Here is a 20,079-nt window from a genome sequence, read left to right as displayed (position 1 = left end):
GGACAACGGTTCAGGACAGTCCGAGCTCGTTGTCGATGAAGTCGAACAGCTCGTCGTTGGAGGACGATCCGATCCGTTCGGCCACCCCTGTGGTGGAGTCTTCGGAAGCCTCGCCCAGCTTCTCCAGGAACTCCCTCAGTCGCTCGGCCACCTTCGTGCGGGTCTCGCCGTCGTCCATCACGTTGGAGAGCAGCGGCTCCAGCTTGTTGAGCTCGGCGAAGACCATGGGCTCCCCCGCGCCACCGTCCGGCAGGAGCTCCTCCCGCAGGTGGTCCACCAGCGCCGTAGGCGTCGGGTGGTCGAAGACCAGCACGGCCGACAGCCGCAGCCCGGTCTCCGCGTTGAGCCGGTTGCGCAGTTCCACCGTGGTCAGGGAGTCGAAGCCCATGTCCTTGAAGGCCATATCGGGCTCGACCGTCTCCGGCGAGCCATGGCCGAGGACGGTGGCCACCTGCACCCGCACCAGGTCCAGCAGAGTCCGGTACTGGTCGGCCGCGGAGAGACCGGCCAGGCGGTCCCGCAGCGATCCGGTGCCGGTCTGCGCGGTCTCCCGCGCCGTGACCCGGCGCCTGGGGACACGCACCAGGCCGCGCAGCAGAGCGGGCACCTCACCGGTGCGGGCCTGGACGCGCAGGGCGGCGAGGTCCACATGGGTCGGCACGAGCACGGTCTCATCGGTCCCGAGCGCGTCGTCGAACAGCGCGAGGCCCTCTTCCGAGCTGAGCGCGTTCAGCCCGGCCCGCGCGATGCGCTGGAGGTCCGCCTCGCCGAGATCCCCGGTCATCTCACTGCGCTGCTCCCACATGCCCCAGGCCAGGGAGACCGCGGGGAGGCCGAGCGCGCGGCGCTGGTGCGCCAGGGCGTCCAGGAAGGCGTTCGCCGCGGCGTAGTTGGCCTGGCCGCCTCCACCGAAGTTGGAGGAGGCCGAGGAGAACACCACGAAGGCGGCGAGGTCGAGATCGCGGGTCAGCTCGTGCAGGTGCAGCGCGGCGTCCACCTTCGGACGCAGCACCTTGTCCACCCGCTCCGGCGTCAGCGACTCCACCACACCGTCGTCCAGCACACCCGCCGCATGCACCACCGCGGACAGCGGATGCTCCGACCCGATTCCGGCCAGCAGACTCTCCACCGAAGCGCGGTCGGCCACATCACAGGCCACAGCACGCGCCTGCGCACCGAGCCCGGCCAGCTCCGCCACCAACTCCGCCGCACCCGGCGCCTCCACGCCACGACGACTCGTCAGCACCAGAGAACGCACACCGTGCTCCACCACCAGATGACGGGCCAACAGCGCGCCCAGACCACCCGTACCACCGGTGATCAGCACCGTGCCACGGCCGTCGAACGGCGTGGTCTGCGGCTCGGGCCGGTCCTCGGCCGGGGCCACCCGGGCGAGGCGCGCCGCGAGCACCCGTCCGTCGCGCACGGCCACCTGCGGCTCCTCGGCGGTCAGCGCCGTCCGCAGCATCGAGGACACATCGCCCTGCTCCGCCGGGTCCAGGTCCACCAGAAGGAACTTCCCGGGGTGCTCGGTCTGCGCGGAGCGCACCAGGCCCCATACGGCGGCCTCGGCCGGGGTGCGCACCTCGTCGGAGGAGCGCGCACCCATCGCGCCGCGGGTCACGAACACCAGGTAGGAGTCCTCGAACCGCTCATCGGTGACCCAGGTCCGCACCAGCTCCAGCGCGCGGTACGCGGTGCCGCGCACCCGTCCCGCCAGATCCGCGCCGTCGTCGATGCCGGCCGCCTCCGCGGCGCCCGCCACCATGACGACGTCCGGCGCCGTGGCCCCGGAGTCGATCGCCTCGCGCAGCGCGGCCAGGTCCGCGTACGAGGCCACGTCGGCGCCCTCGGCCGCGAAGCCGGGGAGCATCCCCAGCTCGTCGGTGCCCAGTACGGCCCAGGTGCCCTGGGAGGCGGGGGCCGACGCGCTGACGGGGACGGGGGTCCAGTCCAGCCGGAAGAGCGAGTCATGCCCGGCCGCCGGGGAACCGGCCGACTGGATCTGCCCCTCCGCGACCAGCCGCATCACCAGGGAGTCGGCGGTGGCCACGGCGCGGCCGCTGGTGTCGGCCACCACGAGGCCGATCGAGTCGGAGCCGAGCGAGCTGAGGCGCACCCTCAGTTCCGAGGCGCCCGTGGCCCGCAGCGACACACCGGTCCAGGAGAACGGAAGCCTGGCGAGGCCCGCCTCCTCCTGGGGTACGAACATGACGGCCTGGATCGCCGCGTCCAGCAGGGCCGGGTGAAGGCCGAACTTCCCGGCGTCCGAGGCGTTCTCCTCCGGCAGGCGCACCTCGGCGAAGACCTCGTCGCCACGGATCCACACCGACCGCAGCCCCTGGAAGACCGGGCCGTAGGCGAAGCCGCCCGCGGCCATCCGGTCGTAGACGTCCTCGGTGTCGATCCGCTCGGCGCCCTCCGGGGGCCATACGGAGAGGTCGGCCTGTCCGGCCTCGTCCGGCGCGTCGCCTTGGGCGAGCAGACCGGAGGCGTGCTGGACCCACGGCTGCTCCATGGTGGAGTCCTCCAGCCGGGAGTACACGTTCAGCGAGCGCGCGCCGTTCTCGTCCGGGCCGCCCACCGCCAGTTGGAGGTGAACCGCGCCCCGTTCGGGCAGCGGCAGCGGCGCGGTGAGGGTCAGCTCCTCGACCCGGTCGCAGCCCACCTGGTCGGCGGCGTGCAGGGCCAGTTCGAGGAAGGCGGTGCCGGGCAGCAGAACCGTGTCCTGGACCATGTGGTCGACCAGCCACGGGTGCGTCTGCGGCGAAAGACGGCCGGTGAACAGGAAGCCGTCCGCGTCGGGCAGTTCGACGGCGGCGCCCAGCAGCGGATGCGTCGGCGGGACGAGCCCCACGGCGGTGACATCGCTGGCGAACGCCGACAGGGCCTCCAGCCAGTAGCGCTCCCGCTGGAAGGCGTAGGTGGGCAGCTCGACCTTGCGGGCGTCACGTCCCGCGAAGAGCCGCTCCCAGTCCACAGCGATGCCATGGACATGGAGTTCGGCCAGCGCCGTGGTCAGCGCCCGGGTCTCGGGACGGTCCTTTCGCAGGACCGGCACCAGGACCGGTGCTGAGGCGCCCTCGGGCTGGTCCGCCACGCAGTCCCGCGCCATCGCGGTGAGCACGCCGTCGGGACCGACCTCCACGAACCTGGACACGCCCTGCGCTTCGAGCGCCCGCACGCCGTCCGCGAAGCGCACGGCCTCGCGCACATGGCGGACCCAGTACTCGGGCGAGCACACCTCGTCCGCGTTCGCCGCCGCGCCCGTCACATTCGAGACCAGGGCGGTGGACGGCCGGGCGAACGACAGCTCTTCGACGACCTTACGGAAGTCGCCGAGCATCGCGTCCATACGGGGCGAGTGGAACGCGTGGCTGACCTTCAGGCGGCGGGTCTTACGGCCCTGCTCCGCCCACTGCCCCGCGATCTCCAGCGCCGCTTCCTCGTCACCGGCGATGACCACGGCGGTCGGGCCGTTGATGGCGGCGATGCTCACCGCGGTCTCACGACCGGCCAGCGACGGGGCGATCTCGTCCTCGGATGCCTGCACCGCCACCATGGCGCCGCCCTCGGGCAGCGCCTGCATCAGCCGGCCACGGGCGGCCACCAGGGTGCACGCGTCCTCCAGGGAGAACACCCCGGCCACATGCGCGGCGGCGATCTCACCGATGGAGTGGCCGATCAGCACATCCGGGGTGACACCCCAGTGCTCCAGCAGCCGGAACAGCGCCACCTCGACCGCGAACAGCGCGGGCTGGGTGAACGCCGTCTGGTCCAGCAGCCCGGCGTCATCGCTGTCCTCGGCCGCGAACACCACATCGCGCAGCGGGCGGTCCAGCAGCCCGTCGAGATGGGCGCACACCTCGTCCCACGCGTCGGCGAACACCGGGAAGGCGTCGTACAGTTCCCGGCCCATGCCCAGGCGCTGCGCACCCTGGCCCGAGAACAGGAACGCCGTCTTACCGGCCGCGCCCGCCGTGCCGCGTACGACGCCGGGCGCGGTCTCGCCCTTCGCGAGGGCCTCGAGGCCACGCAGCAGCTCCGCGCGGTCCTCGCCGACCAGTGCGGCCCGGTGGTCGAAGAGAGATCGGCTCGTCGCCAGGGAGTAGCCGACGTCCACAGTGGGCATGAACTCATCGGTGGACGTCGCCAGTTGGTCGCGCAGCCGCTCGGCCTGGCCCCGAAGGGCGGCGTCGGTCCGGCCGGACAGGATCCACGGCACCGGGGCCGTGGTGGTGTCCGGGGCCTCGGCTGCCCGCGGCGCCTCCGGCTCGTCGGAGACCGGTGCCTGCTCGATGATGGTGTGCGCGTTGGTGCCGCTCACGCCGAAGGCGGACACCGCCGCCCTGCGCGGGTGGTCCCGCTCCGGCCAGGGCCGCGCCTCGGTCAGCAGCTCGAGGTCGCCCGCCGACCAGTCGACATGCGGTGACACCTCGTCAACGTGGAGCGTCTTGGGAAGGGTGCCCTCGCGCATGGCCATCACCATCTTGATGACACCTGCGACACCGGCCGCGGCCTGCGTATGACCGATGTTCGACTTGATGGCGCCCAGTAGCAGCGGCTCGCCCTCGGGGCGGCCTTGACCGTAGGTGGCCAGTAGTGCCTGCGCCTCGATCGGGTCACCGAGGGGGGTGCCGGTGCCATGGGCCTCGACCACGTCCACATCGGCGGAGACCAGCCGGGCGCCGGCCAGCGTCTGCTCGATCAGTCGCTGCTGCGACGGGCCGTTGGGCGCCGTCAGACCGTTGGACGCACCGTCCTGGTTGATGGCCGAACCCCGGATGACGGCCAGCACCTTGTGGCCGTTGCGCTGTGCGTCCGACAGCCGCTCGACGAGCAGCATGCCCACGCCCTCGGACCAGCCGGTGCCGTCGGCGTCCGCCGAGAACGCCTTGCACCGCCCGTCGAACGACAGCACGCGCTGGGCGCTGAACTCGATGAACGTGCCCGGCGTGGCCATGATCGTCACACCGCCGGCCAGCGCCACCGAGGACTCGCCCTGCCGCAGCGACTGGCAGGCCAGGTGCAGGGCGACCAGCGACGAGGAACACGCGGTGTCCACCGTCACGGCCGGCCCCTCGAAGCCGAAGGTGTAGGAGATACGGCCGGAGGAGACGCTGGGGGCGCTGCCGAGTCCGAGATACCCCTCCACTCCTTCGGTGTCGCTCACCATGCGCGAACCGTAGTCGTGGTAGTTGGAGCCGACGAAGACTCCGGTCTGGCTTCCGCGCAGCGCCACGGGGTCGATGTCGGCGCGCTCGAACGCCTCCCAGGAGGTCTCCAGCAGCAGCCGCTGCTGCGGGTCGATGGCCATCGCCTCACGGGGGGAGATCCCGAAGAACGACGGGTCGAAGTGGCCCACCTCGTCGAGGAAGCCGCCCGCCTGCACATAGCTGGTACCGGACTTCTCGGGGTCCGGGTCGTAGAGGCCGTCGATGTCCCAGCCACGGTCATCGGGGAACTGGGAGATCACGTCCCCCTCGGCCATCAGCAGCTTCCACAGTTCCTCGGGGCTGCGCACCCCTCCGGGGAACCGGCAGCTCATGCCGATGATGGCGATCGGCTCATCGGTGGCGATGGGCCGATCGAGCCCCTCCGATGCCTTGGCCGCGGCAGCGGGGCCGCCCTCGGTGACCGGCTGGTCGCCGAACATCTCGGTGTACAGGTACCGGGAGAGAACCGTGGCGGTCGGGTAGTCGAAGACACAGGTGACCGGCAGACGGAGGCCGGTGACCACGCCGAGGCGGTTGCGCAGCTCGACGGCGGTCAGCGAGTCGAAGCCGAGGTCGCGGAAGGCACGGTCGGCCTCCACCGCGTCCGCGCCGTCGTAGCCGAGGACGTCGGCGGCCTGGTTGCGCACCAGCTCCAGGAGGAGCTTGGGCTGCTCGGCGGGGGACAACTGCGCCATCTCCCGGCGCAGTTCGGAGATGGCGTCGTCGCCGTCGCCGGTGTCCGCGCCAGTGGCGGCAGCGGGGCGGTTCAGCTCGGGCAGCTCACGGAAGAGCGCGCTCGGACGTGAACCGACGAACTCCGGCTGGAAGCGATCCCAGTCGATCTCGGCGATGACCATGAAGGTCTCGTCCAGTTCAAGGGCCTGCTGCATACCGGAGATCGCCAGCTCGGGCACCATTCCGACCATGCCGGAACGGTCCATCCGCTCGCCGACCTCGCCGGATCCGAGGCCGCCTCCGGCCCAGGCGCCCCAGGCGATGGAGGTGGCCGGAAGGCCGTCCGCACGCCGCTGCAACGCCAGCGCGTCGAGGTAGGCGTTACCCGCCGCGTAGCTGCCCTGACCCGGACCGCCCAGCGTGCCCGCCCCGGAGGAGAACAGCACGAAGGCGGACAGGTCCATCCCGGCGGTCAGCTCATGCAGGTTCCGCGTGGCGTCCACCTTCGGACGCAGCACCCCGGCCGCCCGGCGCACCGTGAGGGCGTCCACGACGCCGTCGTCCAGCACACCGGCCGTATGCACCACGGCGGTCAGCGGGAACTCCTGCGGAATGGCGTCCAGTACCGCGGCCAGCGACTCACGGTCCGCGGCGTCACACGCCGCCACCGTCACCCGGGCACCGAGCCCTTCCAGCTCCGCCTTCAACTCGGCGGCGCCCGCGGCCTCCATTCCACTGCGGCTGGTCAGCACCAGGTGCTCGACACCGGTACGGGCCAGCCAGCGGGCGACATGACCGCCCAGCGCACCCGTACCACCGGTCACCAGCGCCGAACCGCGGCTCTGCCAGGCTCCCCGGCCCTCGACGTCCTCAGCCGCCGAGGCCCGCAGCATGCGCTTGGCGAACACACCGGAGCCGCGCACCGCGACCTGGTCCTCGCCCTCCGTGCCCGCCAGCACTCCGGCCAGCCGGGCCACCGCACGGGCGTCCATGGTCTCGGGCAGATCGACCGCGCCACCCCAGCGCTGGGGGTACTCGACGCCCACGATCCGCCCCAGGCCCCAGACCATCGCCTGGGTCGGGCTCACCAGCCGGTCGGAGCGCCCCACCGACACCGCGCCCCGGGTCCCGCACCACAGCGGGGCCACCACACCGGCATCACCCAGCCCCTGGACCAGCGCCACCATCGCCGCCAGCCCGGCCGGCACCACACCGAACGTCGCATGCCCCGACTCGTCCAGCGCGAGCAGCGAGAACACGCCCGTCACGTCCGAAGGCTCCACACCGGCCTCGCCGAGCGCCGCCTGTAGCCGCTCCGCCACAGTCCAGCGGTCGTTGCCCGATCCGTCCAGCACGACCCGGACGACGTCGGCACCGCTCGTCCCCAGCCCGTTCACCGTGGCGGTCACGAGGGCGTCGTCGGCGTGCGACGCGGGAAGGACGACCACCCATGTGCCCGAGAGGGCCGCCTCGGTGGCGGCCGCCAGTGGCTTCCAGACCACCTTGTAGCGCCAGCCGTCCACCGTGTTCTGCTCGCGCCGCTGACGGCGCCAGGAGGACAGCGCCGGAAGCAGCGCGGTCAGGGACGACTGCTGCTCCTCGTCCTCCACCTCAAGGGTGCGGACCAGCGCCTCCAGGTCCTCACGCTCCACCGCCTCCCAGAAGCGCGCGTCCACCGCGTCCGCGGCGAGACCGTCGGTGGTGGCCTGGAGCTCCGCGGCCGACACCTCCAGCCAGTACCGCTGGCGCCGGAAGGCGTAGGTCGGCAGCTCGACGCGGCGGGCGCCACGGCCCTCGAGCAGGGCGGTCCAGTCCACCGTGACGCCCCGCACGAACACCTCGGCGGCGGAGGTCAGGAACCGCTCCAGGCCGCCCTCGTCACGCCGCAGCGTGCCGACGACCACCGCCTGCGCCTCGGCTGCCTCCACCGTCTGCTGCACCGGCAGGGTGAGCACCGGATGCGGGCTCGCCTCGATGAACACGGTGTGACCGTCGTCCAGCAACGTGCGGGTGGTGGCCTCCAGTTCGACGGTCTGCCGCAGGTTGCGGTACCAGTACTCGGCATCCAGTCCGGCGGTGTCCACCAGCTCACCGAGCACCGTGGAGTAGAACGGCACCTCGGAGGAGCGCGGCGCGATGTCCGCAAGGACCTTCAGCAGCTCCTCGTGGATCGCCTCCACATGGGCGGAGTGCGAGGCGTAGTCCACCGGAACCCGGCGAACACGGATCTCCGCACCCTCCAACTGAGCGACCATCTCATCCAGCGCACCCGGGTCACCCGAGACCACCACGGAGCCGGGGCCGTTGACCGCGGCCACCGAGATCGCACCATCCCACGCGGCGATACGGTCCTTGACCTGGTCGACCGGAAGCCCGACCGACACCATGCCACCACGGCCCGCAAGACCCGCCGCGATCGCCTGCGACCGCAGGGTCACCACCTTGGCGGCGTCTTCGAGCGACAGCGCGCCCGCGACACACGCCGCGGCGATCTCGCCCTGGCTGTGTCCCATGACCGCGTCCGGCTGCACACCAGCCGAACGCCACAGCTTCGCCAGCGACACCATCACCGCGAAGAGCACCGGCTGGACGACATCCACCCGGTCGAAACCGGGAGCGCCCTCGGCGCCACGCAGCACCTCGGTCAGCGACCAGTCCACATGAGCCGACAGAGCCGACTCACACTCACCGATCGCCTCCGCGAACACCGGCGAGGACTCCAGCAAGCCCACCGCCATGCCCACCCACTGCGCACCCTGCCCCGGGAACACGAACACCGATCGGCCGGCATCGCCGGTCCTCCCCCGCACCACTCCGTTCGACGCGGTGGCGTCCTCGGCGACCGCCTCCAGACGCTGGAGGAGTTCCTCGCGGTCGGCCCCGGTCACCACGGCCCGGTGCTCGAACGCGGACCTGGTCGTGGCCAGCGAGAGGGCCACGTCCGCCACGCCGAACTCCGGACGCTCCGTGAGGAACTCCCGCAGGCGCCCGGCCTGTGCCTGAAGCGCCTCCGCGCTACGCCCTGCCACCAGCCACGCCACCGGACCGTCGACGGCCTCGGCCTCGGCGACCTCGGCCGGCTCGGCCTCCGGGGCCTGCTCCAGGATGGTGTGCGCGTTGGTGCCGCTCATGCCGAACGAGGACACGGCGGCGCGGCGCGGGTGGTCCCGGTCCGGCCACGGGGTCGAGTCGTGCAGCAGGGAGACGGCGCCGCCGGTCCAGTCGATGTGCGGCGAGGGCTCGTCCGCGTGGAGCGTCTTGGGCAGCACGCCCTCGCTCATGGCCATCACCATCTTGATGACCCCGGCGACACCGGCGGCGGCCTGGGTGTGCCCGATGTTCGACTTGATGCCGCCGAGCCACAGCGGCTGGTCCACGGGCCGGTCCTGGCCGTACGTGGCCATCAGCGCCTGCGCCTCGATGGGGTCACCCAGTGTGGTGCCCGTACCGTGCGCCTCAACGGCGTCCACCTCGGCGGCCGACAACCGGGCGCTGGTCAGCGCCTGCCGGATGACCCGCTGCTGCGATATGCCGTTGGGCGCCGTCAGACCGTTGGACGCGCCGTCCTGGTTGATCGCCGAACCCCGCACGATGGCCAGCACCTTGTGACCGTTGCGCTGCGCGTCCGACAGCCGCTCCACGAGCAGCATGCCGACGCCCTCGCCCCAGCCGGTGCCGTCGGCCGCGGCCCCGAACGGCTTGCAGCGGCCGTCCGCCGCCAGACCGCGCTGCCGGCTGAACTGGACGAACGCCGCCGGGGTGGACATCACCGTGATGCCACCGGCCAGCGCGAGCGTGCACTCGCGCTGGCGCAGTGCCTGAACGGCGAGGTGCAGGGCCACAAGCGACGACGAGCACGCGGTGTCCACGGAGAGCGCGGGGCCCTCGAGACCCATGGTGTAGGAGATCCGGCCGGAGACGATGCTCGCAGCATTACCCGTGCCGGAGTGGCCCTCGACATCCTCCACGCTCTCGGAGGCACCGAGCGCGAGCATGGAGTAGTCCTGGCCGTTGGTTCCGACAAACACGCCGGTCCGGCTGCCGCGCAGGGACATCGGGTCGATGCCCGCCCGCTCGATGGCCTCCCACGAGGTCTCCAGCAGCAGCCGCTGCTGGGGGTCCATCGACAGCGCCTCGCGCGGCGAGATCCCGAAGAACGCCGGATCGAATTGGTCGGCGTTCTCCAGGAAGCCGCCCTCGGTCGTATAGCTGGTGCCGGGACGGTCCGGGTCCTCGTCGTAGAGGGCGTCGATGTCCCAACCACGGTCCATGGGGAATTCCGAAATCGCGTCGGTGCCCTCCGCCACCAACCGCCACAGGTCCTCCGGAGAGTTCACCCCTCCGGGGAACCGGCAGCTCATGGCGACGATCGCGATCGGTTCCTGGTCCGCTGACTCGGCCTCGAGCAGGCGCTGGCGAGTCTGCTGGAGATCCGCGGTCACCCGCTTGAGATAGTCGAGAAGCTTCTCTTCGTTCATTGTTATGTCACCCATGGAAGTAGTAAGGGACGACGCTCGGGAACCGACCGCGCCAGCTCAGGAGATCCCAAGCTCCTTGTCGATGAAGTCGAAGATCTCGTCCGACGTCGCCGACTGAATCTTGTCCGAAACCGCCTTCTTGCCGGAGTTGCCCGTGTCCTGCTCCGCTTCTCCCCACTTGAGGAGGAGCGTCTGAAGACGCGTCGTGATCCTGGGCCGGTCCACGTCGTCGGCGGAGATCGTGGCCATCGCCGCTTCGATCCGGTCCAGCTCGCCCAGGATCGGTGCGGCCGCCGAGATCCCGTCCTCGACGACGTCGGTACGCAGCCTGCGGGCGAGCGCGACCGGCGTCGGGTGGTCGAAGACGATCGTGGCGGGCAGGCGCAGACCCGTCGCCGCGTCCAGCCGGTTGCGCAGTTCGACGGCGGTCAGCGAGTCGAAGCCGAGCTCACGGAAGGCCCGCTGGGACTCGACCAGCTCCACCGACGGGAAGCCCAGCACCATCGCCACCTGCGTGGTGACCAGGTCGAGCAGCGCTCGTTCCTGCTCCGCCTCCGACATTCCGGCGAGCCGCTCACGCAGTTCGGAGCCACCGGTCTCGAACTGCGCCGCGCTGCCGCCGCCGATCGCGGCTTCCAGGATCCGCCGTGCCTCGGGCACCTCGTCCAGCAGCCGGCTGCCCCGAACGGCGACGTAGGAGGGTACGAAGCGCTCCCAGTCGAGGTCGGCGATGGCCAGGTGCGTCTCCTGGAGGTCGAGGGCCTGCTGGAGGGCCTTGACCGCCAGCTCCGGGGTCATCGCGGCCATACCGCCGCGCCGCAGCCGCTCCTCCAGCGCCCCGTCGACCGCCATGCCGCCCTCGGCCCACGGGCCCCAGGCGACCGAGGTGGCCGCCAGTCCCTGGGCCCGGCGCTGCTGCGCCAGGGCGTCGAGGTAGGCGTTGGCCGCCGCGTAACTGCCCTGCCCGGCGCCGCCGATGGCTCCGGCGAGCGAGGAGAACAGCACGAACGCGGACAGGTCGAGGCCCTCGGTCAGCTCGTGCAGATGACGGGCCCCGTCCACCTTGGGACGCAGCACGCCCGCGACCCGCTCCACCGACATCGAGTCCAGGACACCGTCGTCCAGGACACCCGCCGCGTGCACGACGGCGTTCAGCGGATGCCGCTCCGGGATGGCGGCCAGTACCGCGGCCAGGGCGTCGCGGTCGGCGGCGTCACATGCCGCGATGGTCACCTCGGCGCCCAGCGCGGTGAGTTCGTCGCGCAGTTCGGCGGCCCCGTCCGCTTCCAGGCCACGGCGGCTGGTCAGCACCAGGTGCTCGGCGCCGGCGCGTGCCAGCCACCGGGCCACCTGGCTGCCCACTCCCCCGGTGCCGCCGGTCACCAGCACCGAGCCCCGCGCGCTCCACGGCTGAGCCGTGGTCTGCGGGGCGGCGGCCCGCGCCAGACGCCGGGTGAACACGCCGGACGCGCGCACCGCCACCTGGTCCTCGAACTCGCCCGCGCCGCCGCCCAGCACACCGGCCAGCCGGTTCGCGGCCCGCTCGTCGAGGGTCTCCGGGAGGTCGACCAGACCGCCCCAGAGCCGGGGGTGCTCCAGACCGGCGACCCGGCCGAGGCCCCACATCTGCGCCTGCGCGGCGCTGCGCAGGGTGTCGGAGCCGGTCACCGACACGGCGCCGCGCGTCGCCACCCACAGCGGGGCCTCGACACCGGCGTCCACGAGTGCCTGCAACGCGACGAGGTTCAGCGCGAGCCCCTGGGGCACGACGGCGTGCTCCGGGCTGGGGCTCTCGTCCAGGGCCAGCAGGGAGAGGACCCCGCCGACGGCCCCGTCCGACGCGCCCTCGACCGCCGTGCGCAGCCGCTCGGCGACCGCCGCGCGGTCGATGTCCACGGCGCCGTCGAGCACGATCCGCGCCACCTCCGCGCCCTGCCGCTCCAGCATGGTCACCGCGGAGGTGACCAGCTCGTCGTCGGCGTGCGACCCCGGGACCATGACCATCCAGGTCCCGGTCAGCGCCCGCTCCAAGAGCTCGGAGACCGGGGTCCACGCGATCTGGTAGCGCCAGCCGTCCACCGTGGAGCGCTCACGATGGCCCTTGCGGTAGGACGACAGGGCGGGCAGCACCTCGGTGAGCGAGGCGTTTCCGTCCACGTTCAGCGCGGTGGTCAGCGCCTCCAGGTCCGCACGCTCGACCGCGTCCCAGAACCGGGCGTCGACCGAGTCCACGGACGCGGGGCCGACGGTGGCATCGCTCTCGGGGGCGTCCAGCCAGTAGCGCTGCCGCTGGAACGCGTAGGTGGGCAGCTCGATCCGCCGGACGTCCTGCCCGGCGAACAGGGCCTCCCAGTCGACGGTGACGCCGTGGACGTGGAGTTCGGCCAGCGCCGTCGTCAGCGCCTGGGCCTCCGGGCGGTCCTTGCGCAGCGCGGGCACCACGACGGGGGCCGAAACCTCGTCCACCGTCAGGCACTCCCGCGCCATCGCCGAGAGCACACCGTCGGGGCCCACCTCGAAGAACCTGGTCGCACCCGCGGTTTCGAGGGAACGCATCCCGTCCAGGAAGCGCACGGCCTCCCGGACGTGCCGCACCCAGTACTCCGGCGAGCACACCTCATCGGCGCCCGCCGACTTGCCCGACACATTGGAGACCAGGGCAAGGGAGGGCGGGGCGAACGACAGCCCCTCGACCACCTTGCGGAAGTCGTCCAGCATGGCGTCCATACGGGGCGAGTGGAAGGCGTGACTGACCTTCAGGCGGCGGGTCTTGCGGCCCTGCTCCGCCCACTGCTCCGCGATCTCCAGCGCCGCTCCCTCGTCACCCGCGATGACGACAGAGGTCGGGCTGTTGATGGCGGCGATGCTCACCTCGGCCTCACGACCGGCGAGCGACGGAGCGATCTCCTCCTCGGACGCCTCGATGGCCACCATCGCGCCACCCTCGGGAAGGGCCTGCATCAGCCGGCCACGGGCGGCCACCAGCGCACACGCGTCCTCCAGCGAGAACACCCCGGCCACCTGCGCGGCCGCGATCTCACCGATGGAGTGGCCGATCACCACATCCGGCGCCACACCCCACGCGGACAGCAGCCGGAACAGCGCCACCTCGATGGCAAACAACGCGGGCTGGGTGAACGCCGTCCGGTCCAGCAGTTCCGCGTCCTCGCTGCCCTCCGCCGCGAACATCACGTCCTTCAGCGGACGGTCCAGCAGCATGTCCAGGTGCGCGCACACCTCGTCCAGGGCACGGGCGAACACCGGGAAGGCTTCGTACAGCTCCCGTCCCATGCCCAGGCGCTGCGCGCCCTGGCCCGAGAACAGGAAGGCGGTGATTCCCGTCGGGGTGGCGACCGAGCGCACCACCCCGGGGGTCTCCTCGCCGGTGGCGACGGCCTCGAGCCCGCGCAGCAGCTCCGCGCGGTCCGTGCCCGTCAGCACGGCACGGTGTTCGAACACCGACCGGGTGGCGACCAGGGAGTAGCCCACGTCCTTCAGGCTCAGCTCCGGCTGTGCCGTCAGATGCGCCCGCAGCCGCCGCGCCTGGGCGCGGAGCCCGTCCGCGCTCCGGGCGGAGAGCGTCCAGGGAGCCGCACCACGGTCGTCGGGAGCCGTCGCCTCGGCCGGTCGCTCGTCTTCGGCGTCCATCGGGGCCTGCTCGATGATGGTGTGCACATTGGTGCCGCTCACACCGAACGCGGAGACACCGGCCCGGCGCGGCTGACCCGTCTCCGGCCACGCCGTGACCTCGGTCAGCAGCCGCACCTCACCCACCGACCAGTCCACCTGCGGCGAGGGCTCGTCCACGTGCAGCGTCTTCGGCAGCACGCCGTGCCGCATCGCCATCACCATCTTGATGACACCGGCGAGTCCGGACGCGGCCTGGGTGTGTCCGATGTTGGACTTCAGCGCGCCCAGCCACAGCGGGCGGCCCTCCGGACGCTCCTTGCCGTAGGTGGCCAGCAGCGCCTGCGCCTCGATGGGGTCACCCAGCGAGGTGCCCGTGCCGTGGGCCTCGACCGCGTCCACCTCGGCGGCCGAAATCCCGGCGCTGGCCAGCGCCTGGCGGATCACCCGCTGCTGCGACGGGCCGTTGGGCGCCGTCAGACCGTTGCTCGCACCGTCCTGGTTCACGGCGGAGCCCCGCACTATGCCCAGCACCTGGTGGCCGTTGCGCCGCGCGTCCGACAGCCGCTCCACCAGCAGCACATCAGCGCCCTCGCTCCAGCCGGTACCGTCCGCCGCGGCCGCGAACGGCTTGCAGCGGCCGTCGGGCGCGAGACCGCCCTGCCGGCTGAACTCGACGAACGCCATCGGGGTGGACATCACCGTCACACCGCCGACCAGCGCCATGGAGCATTCACCCTGACGCAGCGACTGACAGGCCAGATGCAGGGCCACCAGCGACGACGAGCAGGCCGTGTCCACCGTGACGGCGGGGCCTTCCAGGCCGTAGGTGTAGGCGAGGCGGCCGGAGACGACACTGCCGGCGTTGCCGGTCAGCAGATGGCCCTCGACATCCTCGGGCACCGTCTCCAGGTTGCTGCCGTATCCGGAGCCCGAGAAGCCGACGAACACACCGACCTGGCTGCCCCGCACCGAGGTGGGGTTGATGCCCGCCCGCTCGAACGCCTCCCAGGAGGTCTCCAGCAGCAGCCGCTGCTGCGGGTCGGTGGCCAGGGCCTCACGCGGCGAGATCCCGAAGAAGCCGGGGTCGAACTCGGCCGCGTCATAGAGGAATCCGCCCTCACGGGCGTAGAACGTGCCCGGCCGGTCCGGGTCCGGGTCGTACATGCCCGACAGGTCCCAGCCACGGTCCGACGGGAACGACGAGATGGCGTCACCGCCGCTCTCGACCAACTGCCACAGGTCCTCCGGGCTCCGCACCCCACCGGGGAAGCGGCAGCTCATGGAGACGATCGCGATGGGTTCGTCGTCCGCGCCGACACCCGCGGGAGCCCCGGATCCGGTGGCCACCGCCGGGGACGTCGTGCCCAGCACCTCGGTGCGCAGCAGCGCCGCGAGCGTGGTGGCGCTGGGGTAGTCGAAGACCAGCGTGGCGGGGAGGCTGAGACCGGTCTCGGCGGCCAGCCGGTTGCGCAGGTCGACCGCGGTCAGCGAGTCGAAGCCCAGATCGCGGAAGGCCCGGTTCGGCTCGACCATCTCCGCGGAGGCGTAACCGAGCACGGAGGCGGCGTGCTTGCGCACCAGATCGAGCAGCGCCCGGTCCCGCTCGCCCTCGGTGAGGGGCTTCAGCCGCTCACGCAACTGCGCCCCGGCGGCGTCGGAGCTCTCGCCGCCGTCGCCCTTGGTCTCCAGCCGCTGGACCTCGTCGAGGTCGCTCAGGAACGGGCTGGGGCGGACCGCGGTGAACGAGGGCGCGAACCGTTCCCAGTCCACGTCCACGACCGTCACCACACCGTCGTCCCCGGCCACCGCGCGTTCCAGCGCGGCGATCGCCAACTCGGGTGCCATCGCGGGCAGTCCGCGCCGCGCCAACTGCTCCCCCGCGTCGTCCCGGGTCGCCATGCCGCCCTCGGCCCACGGGCCCCAGGAGACGGCGGTGCCCGCGAGACCCCGCGCACGGCGCTGCTCCACCAGCGCGTCCAGGAAGGCGTTTCCGGAGCCGTAGACGCCCTGGCTGCCGCCGCCCCAGATACCGGAGATGGACGAGAAGACCACGAACGCGTCCAGCTCACGGTCGCCGAGCAGCTCATCGAGGTTGACGGCGCCCGCCACCTTGCCCGATACCACCCTCGCCGCGTCCGCGAGCTCGGTCTCCACCAGGGAGGCCGCGATCGTGACACCCGCCGCGTGTACCACCGCGGTGAGCGGCTGGTGCTCCGGCACGGCGTCCAGGACGGCGGCGAGTGCGTCGCGGTCCGCCGCGTCGCACGCGGCCACCGTCACCTCGGCGCCCATGCCCTCCAGCTCCGCCTTCAACTCGGCGGCGCCTTCGGCCTCGAGGCCGCGGCGGCTGGTCAGCACCAGATGCTCGGCACCGCTACGGACCAGCCAGCGGGCCACCTGGCCGCCGAGCCCGCCCGTGCCACCGGTCACCAGCACCGTGCCGCGCGCCTGCCACGAGGTCGCCTCAGCGTCGACCGCGGCCGAGCGCACCAGACGGCGTACGAAGACACCGGAGCCGCGCACCGCGACCTGGTCCTCGCCGCCCTCGACGGACAGCACACCGGCCAGCCGCTCCGCACCGCGCTCGTCCAGCGACTCGGGCAGATCCACCAGACCGCCCCACAGCGGTGCCAGCTCCAGCCCGGCCACCCGGCCCAGCGCCCAGACCATCGCCTGCGCCGGGCTGGTGAGCCGGTCCGAACGCCCCACCGACACGGCGCCACGCGTACCGCACCACAGCCGGGCCGGAATCTCGGCCTCGACCATGGCCTGCACCAGCACCAGGGTCAGCGCGTAGCCGCCCGACAGCGCCGGGTACCCCGGGCAGGGCTCCTCGTCCAGGGCCAGCAGCGACAGCACACCACCCAGCTCGGGTGCGTCGGCGGCCACCTGTCGGAGCCGCTCCGCCAGTGTGTTCGCGTCGAGGTCCCGCTCGTCCACCACGATCGAGACCACATCCGCGCCGTGCCGCTCGAGCCCGGCGACGACCTCCGCGACCAGCTCGTCCCCGGCGCGGGACGCCGGAACGACCACGGGCCACGTCCCCGACAGCGAGCCGTCGGCGATCTGGGAGAGCGGCTTCCATGACACCCGATAGCGCCAGCCGTCGATCGTGGACTGGTCACGGTTGTTGCGGTGGTACGCGGACAGGGCGGGCAGCACCGCGCTCAGCGGCGCCTCGCTGTCGACCGCCAGCGCCCCCGCCAGCGACTCCAGGTCCTGGCGCTCCACCACGTCCCAGAACCGTGCGTCGACGGAGCCGGTGACCTCGGCCGCGTCGCCGCCGGGCGGCAGGCCGAATCCATCGAGCCAGTAGCGCTCGCGCTGGAAGGCGTAGGTCGGCAGCTCGACCCGGCGGGCGCCACGGCCCTCCAGTGTGGTGAGCCAGTCGACCTTCTTGCCACGCGTGAAGACCTCGGCGGCGGAGGTCAGGAACCGCTCCAGGCCGCCCTCGTCACGCCGCAGCGTGCCGACGACCACCGCCTGCGCCTCGGCTGCCTCCACCGTCTGCTGCACCGGCAGGGTGAGCACGGGATGCGGGCTCACCTCGATGAAGGTGGTGTGTCCCTTGCCCAGGAGGGTGCGGGTGGTGGCTTCCAACTCGACGGTCTGCCGCAGGTTGCGGTACCAGTACTCGGCGTCCAGAGCGGCGGTGTCCACCAGCTCACCGGTCACCGTGGAGTAGAACGGCACCTCGGAGGAGCGCGGCGCGATGTCCGCCAGAACCTTCAGCAGCTCCTCGCGAATCGCCTCCACATGTGCCGAGTGCGAGGCGTAGTCCACCGGAACGCGGCGGACGCGGATCTCCGCACCCTCCAACTGAGCGACCATCTCATCCAGCGCGCCCGGGTCACCCGAGACCACCACGGATCCCGGGCCGTTGACCGCGGCCACCGAGATCGCGCCGTTCCAGGCGGCGATGCGCTCCTTGGCCTGGTCCGCCGGCAGTCCGACCGACACCATGCCGCCACGGCCCGCAAGACCCGCCGCGATCGCCTGCGACCGCAGGGTCACCACCTTGGCGGCGTCCTCCAGCGACAGCGCGCCCGCGACACACGCGGCGGCGATCTCGCCCTGGCTGTGACCCATCACGGCGTCCGGCTCGACACCCGTCGAACGCCACAGCTTCGCCAGCGACACCATCACCGCGAAGAGCACCGGCTGCACCACATCGACCCGGTCGAAACCGGGAGCGCCCTCGGCACCACGCAGCACATCCGTCAGCGACCAGTCCACATGAGCCGACAGCGCCGACTCACACTCACCGATCGCCTCCGCGAACACCGGCGAGGACTCCAGCAAGCCCACCGCCATGCCCACCCACTGCGCACCCTGACCGGGGAACACGAACACCGAGCGGCCACGGACATCGGCCACCCCGCGCGTCACACCCGAGGCGACCTCATCGCCGGCCAACGCGCCCAGCCGCGCCAGGAGTTCCGCACGGTCGGCGCCCGTCACCACTCCACGGTGCTCGAACACCGACCGCGACGCCACCAGCGAGAACGCCACATCGGCCGCGCCCAGCTCCGGACGCTCCGCCACGAACTCCCGCAGCCGGCCCGCCTGAGCCCGCAGACCCGCCGCGCTACGGCCGGACACCACCCAGGCCAGCGGACCGTCGGCGACCTCGGCCCGGGTCTCCTCGGCCACCTCGGCCGCCGGAGCCTGCTCCAGGATCGCGTGCGCGTTCGTCCCGCTGATTCCGAACGAGGACACACCCGCCCGGCGAGGCTGCTCCGATTCGGGCCAGGGGGTCGACTCGTTCAGCAGCCGGATGTCACCCTCGGTCCAGTCCACCTGGCTGGACGGCTCATCCGCGTGGAGCGTCTTGGGCAGCACGCCGTTCCGCAGGGCCATCACCATCTTGATGACCCCGCCGACACCGGCGGCGGCCTGGGAGTGGCCGATGTTGGACTTCAGCGAGCCCAGCCACAGCGGCTTGTTCTCCGGCCGCTCCTTGCCGTAGGTGGCCATCAGGGCCTGCGCCTCGATGGGGTCACCCAGCGACGTGCCCGTGCCGTGGGCCTCCACCGCGTCCACATCGGCCGGTGTCAGGCCCGCGTTCTTCAGCGCCTGGCGGATCACCCGGCGCTGCGAGGGGCCGTTGGGCGCGGTCAGACCGTTGGACGCGCCGTCCTGGTTGATCGCCGAGCCCCGGATGACGGCCAGCACCGGGTGGCCGTTGCGCCGGGCGTCGGAGAGCCGCTCCAGGAGGAGCAGGCCCACGCCCTCGGCCCAGCCGGTGCCGTCGGCGCCCGCGCCGAACGCCTTGCACCGGCCGTCGGGCGCGAGCCCGCCCTGCCGGCTGAACTCGACGAACATGCTGGGGGTGAACATGACGGCGACGCCGCCCGCCAGGGCCAGCGAGCACTCCTCCTGACGGAGCGCCTGGCAGGCCCAGTGCAGGGCCACCAGCGACGACGAGCACGCGGTGTCCACCGTCACGGCGGGCCCCTCCAGGCCCAGGGTGTAGGCCACCCGCCCGGACACCACCGAGGTGGCGTTGCCCGCGAGCATCAGCCCCTCCACGTCCGCGGGCATCTCGCTCACTCCGGCGCCGTAGCCGGAGGGCGAGGCGCCGACGAACACACCGGCCTGGCTGCCCCGCACCGACGCCGGGTCGATTCCGGCGCGCTCGAACGCCTCCCAGGCGGTTTCCAGCAGCAGCCGCTGCTGGGGGTCGGTGGCGAGCGCCTCCCGCGGGCTCATGGAGAAGAAGCCGGGGTCGAAGTCGCCGGGGGTCTCCAGGAATCCGCCCTCACGGACGGAGAAGGAGCCGGATCGCTCCGAGTCGGGGTCGAAGAAGCCATCGACGTCCCAGCCCCGGTCGGGAGGGAACTCGCTGATGGCGTCGCCGCCCTCGGCGACGAGCCGCCACAGTTCCTCCGGCGTCTTCACACCGCCGGGGTACCGGCAGCTCATCGCCACAATGGCGATGGGCTCCCGGTCCCGCTCCTCCACCTGTCGAAGTTGCCGACGAGCCTGACGCAGGTCAGCCGTCACCTTCTTGAGGTAGTCAAGGAGTTTCTCGTCTTCCGCCACTATGCCCAGCCCCTTGAAACACTCTGTGAGTTCCA

Annotated in this window: 2 protein-coding genes; both read right to left on the bottom strand. The window is 72.1% G+C overall.

Annotation, left to right across the window (positions count from 1 at the left end; genetic code table 11):
• Nucleotides 1-10: 10 nt before the first annotated feature.
• Entirely contained in the window at nt 11-10,369 is a 10,359-nt protein-coding gene (locus ACK1X7_RS44515; protein WP_413116636.1) for a type I polyketide synthase, read from the bottom strand.
• Between the two features lie 57 nt (nt 10,370-10,426).
• Nucleotides 10,427-20,044: a type I polyketide synthase gene (locus ACK1X7_RS44510; RefSeq protein ID WP_413116635.1), complete on the bottom strand. Its 9,618-nt coding sequence runs from the start codon at nt 20,042-20,044 to the stop codon at nt 10,427-10,429.
• Nucleotides 20,045-20,079: the final 35 nt, after the last annotated feature.

Origin of the sequence: Streptomyces sp. CY-1, assembly GCF_047218265.1 — a bacterium.
In the GTDB taxonomy this organism is placed as follows: Bacteria; Actinomycetota; Actinomycetes; order Streptomycetales; family Streptomycetaceae; genus Streptomyces; species Streptomyces niphimycinicus.
Note: the sequence above shows the minus strand (reverse complement) of the source record. Positions and strands in the feature narration are given on the sequence as shown.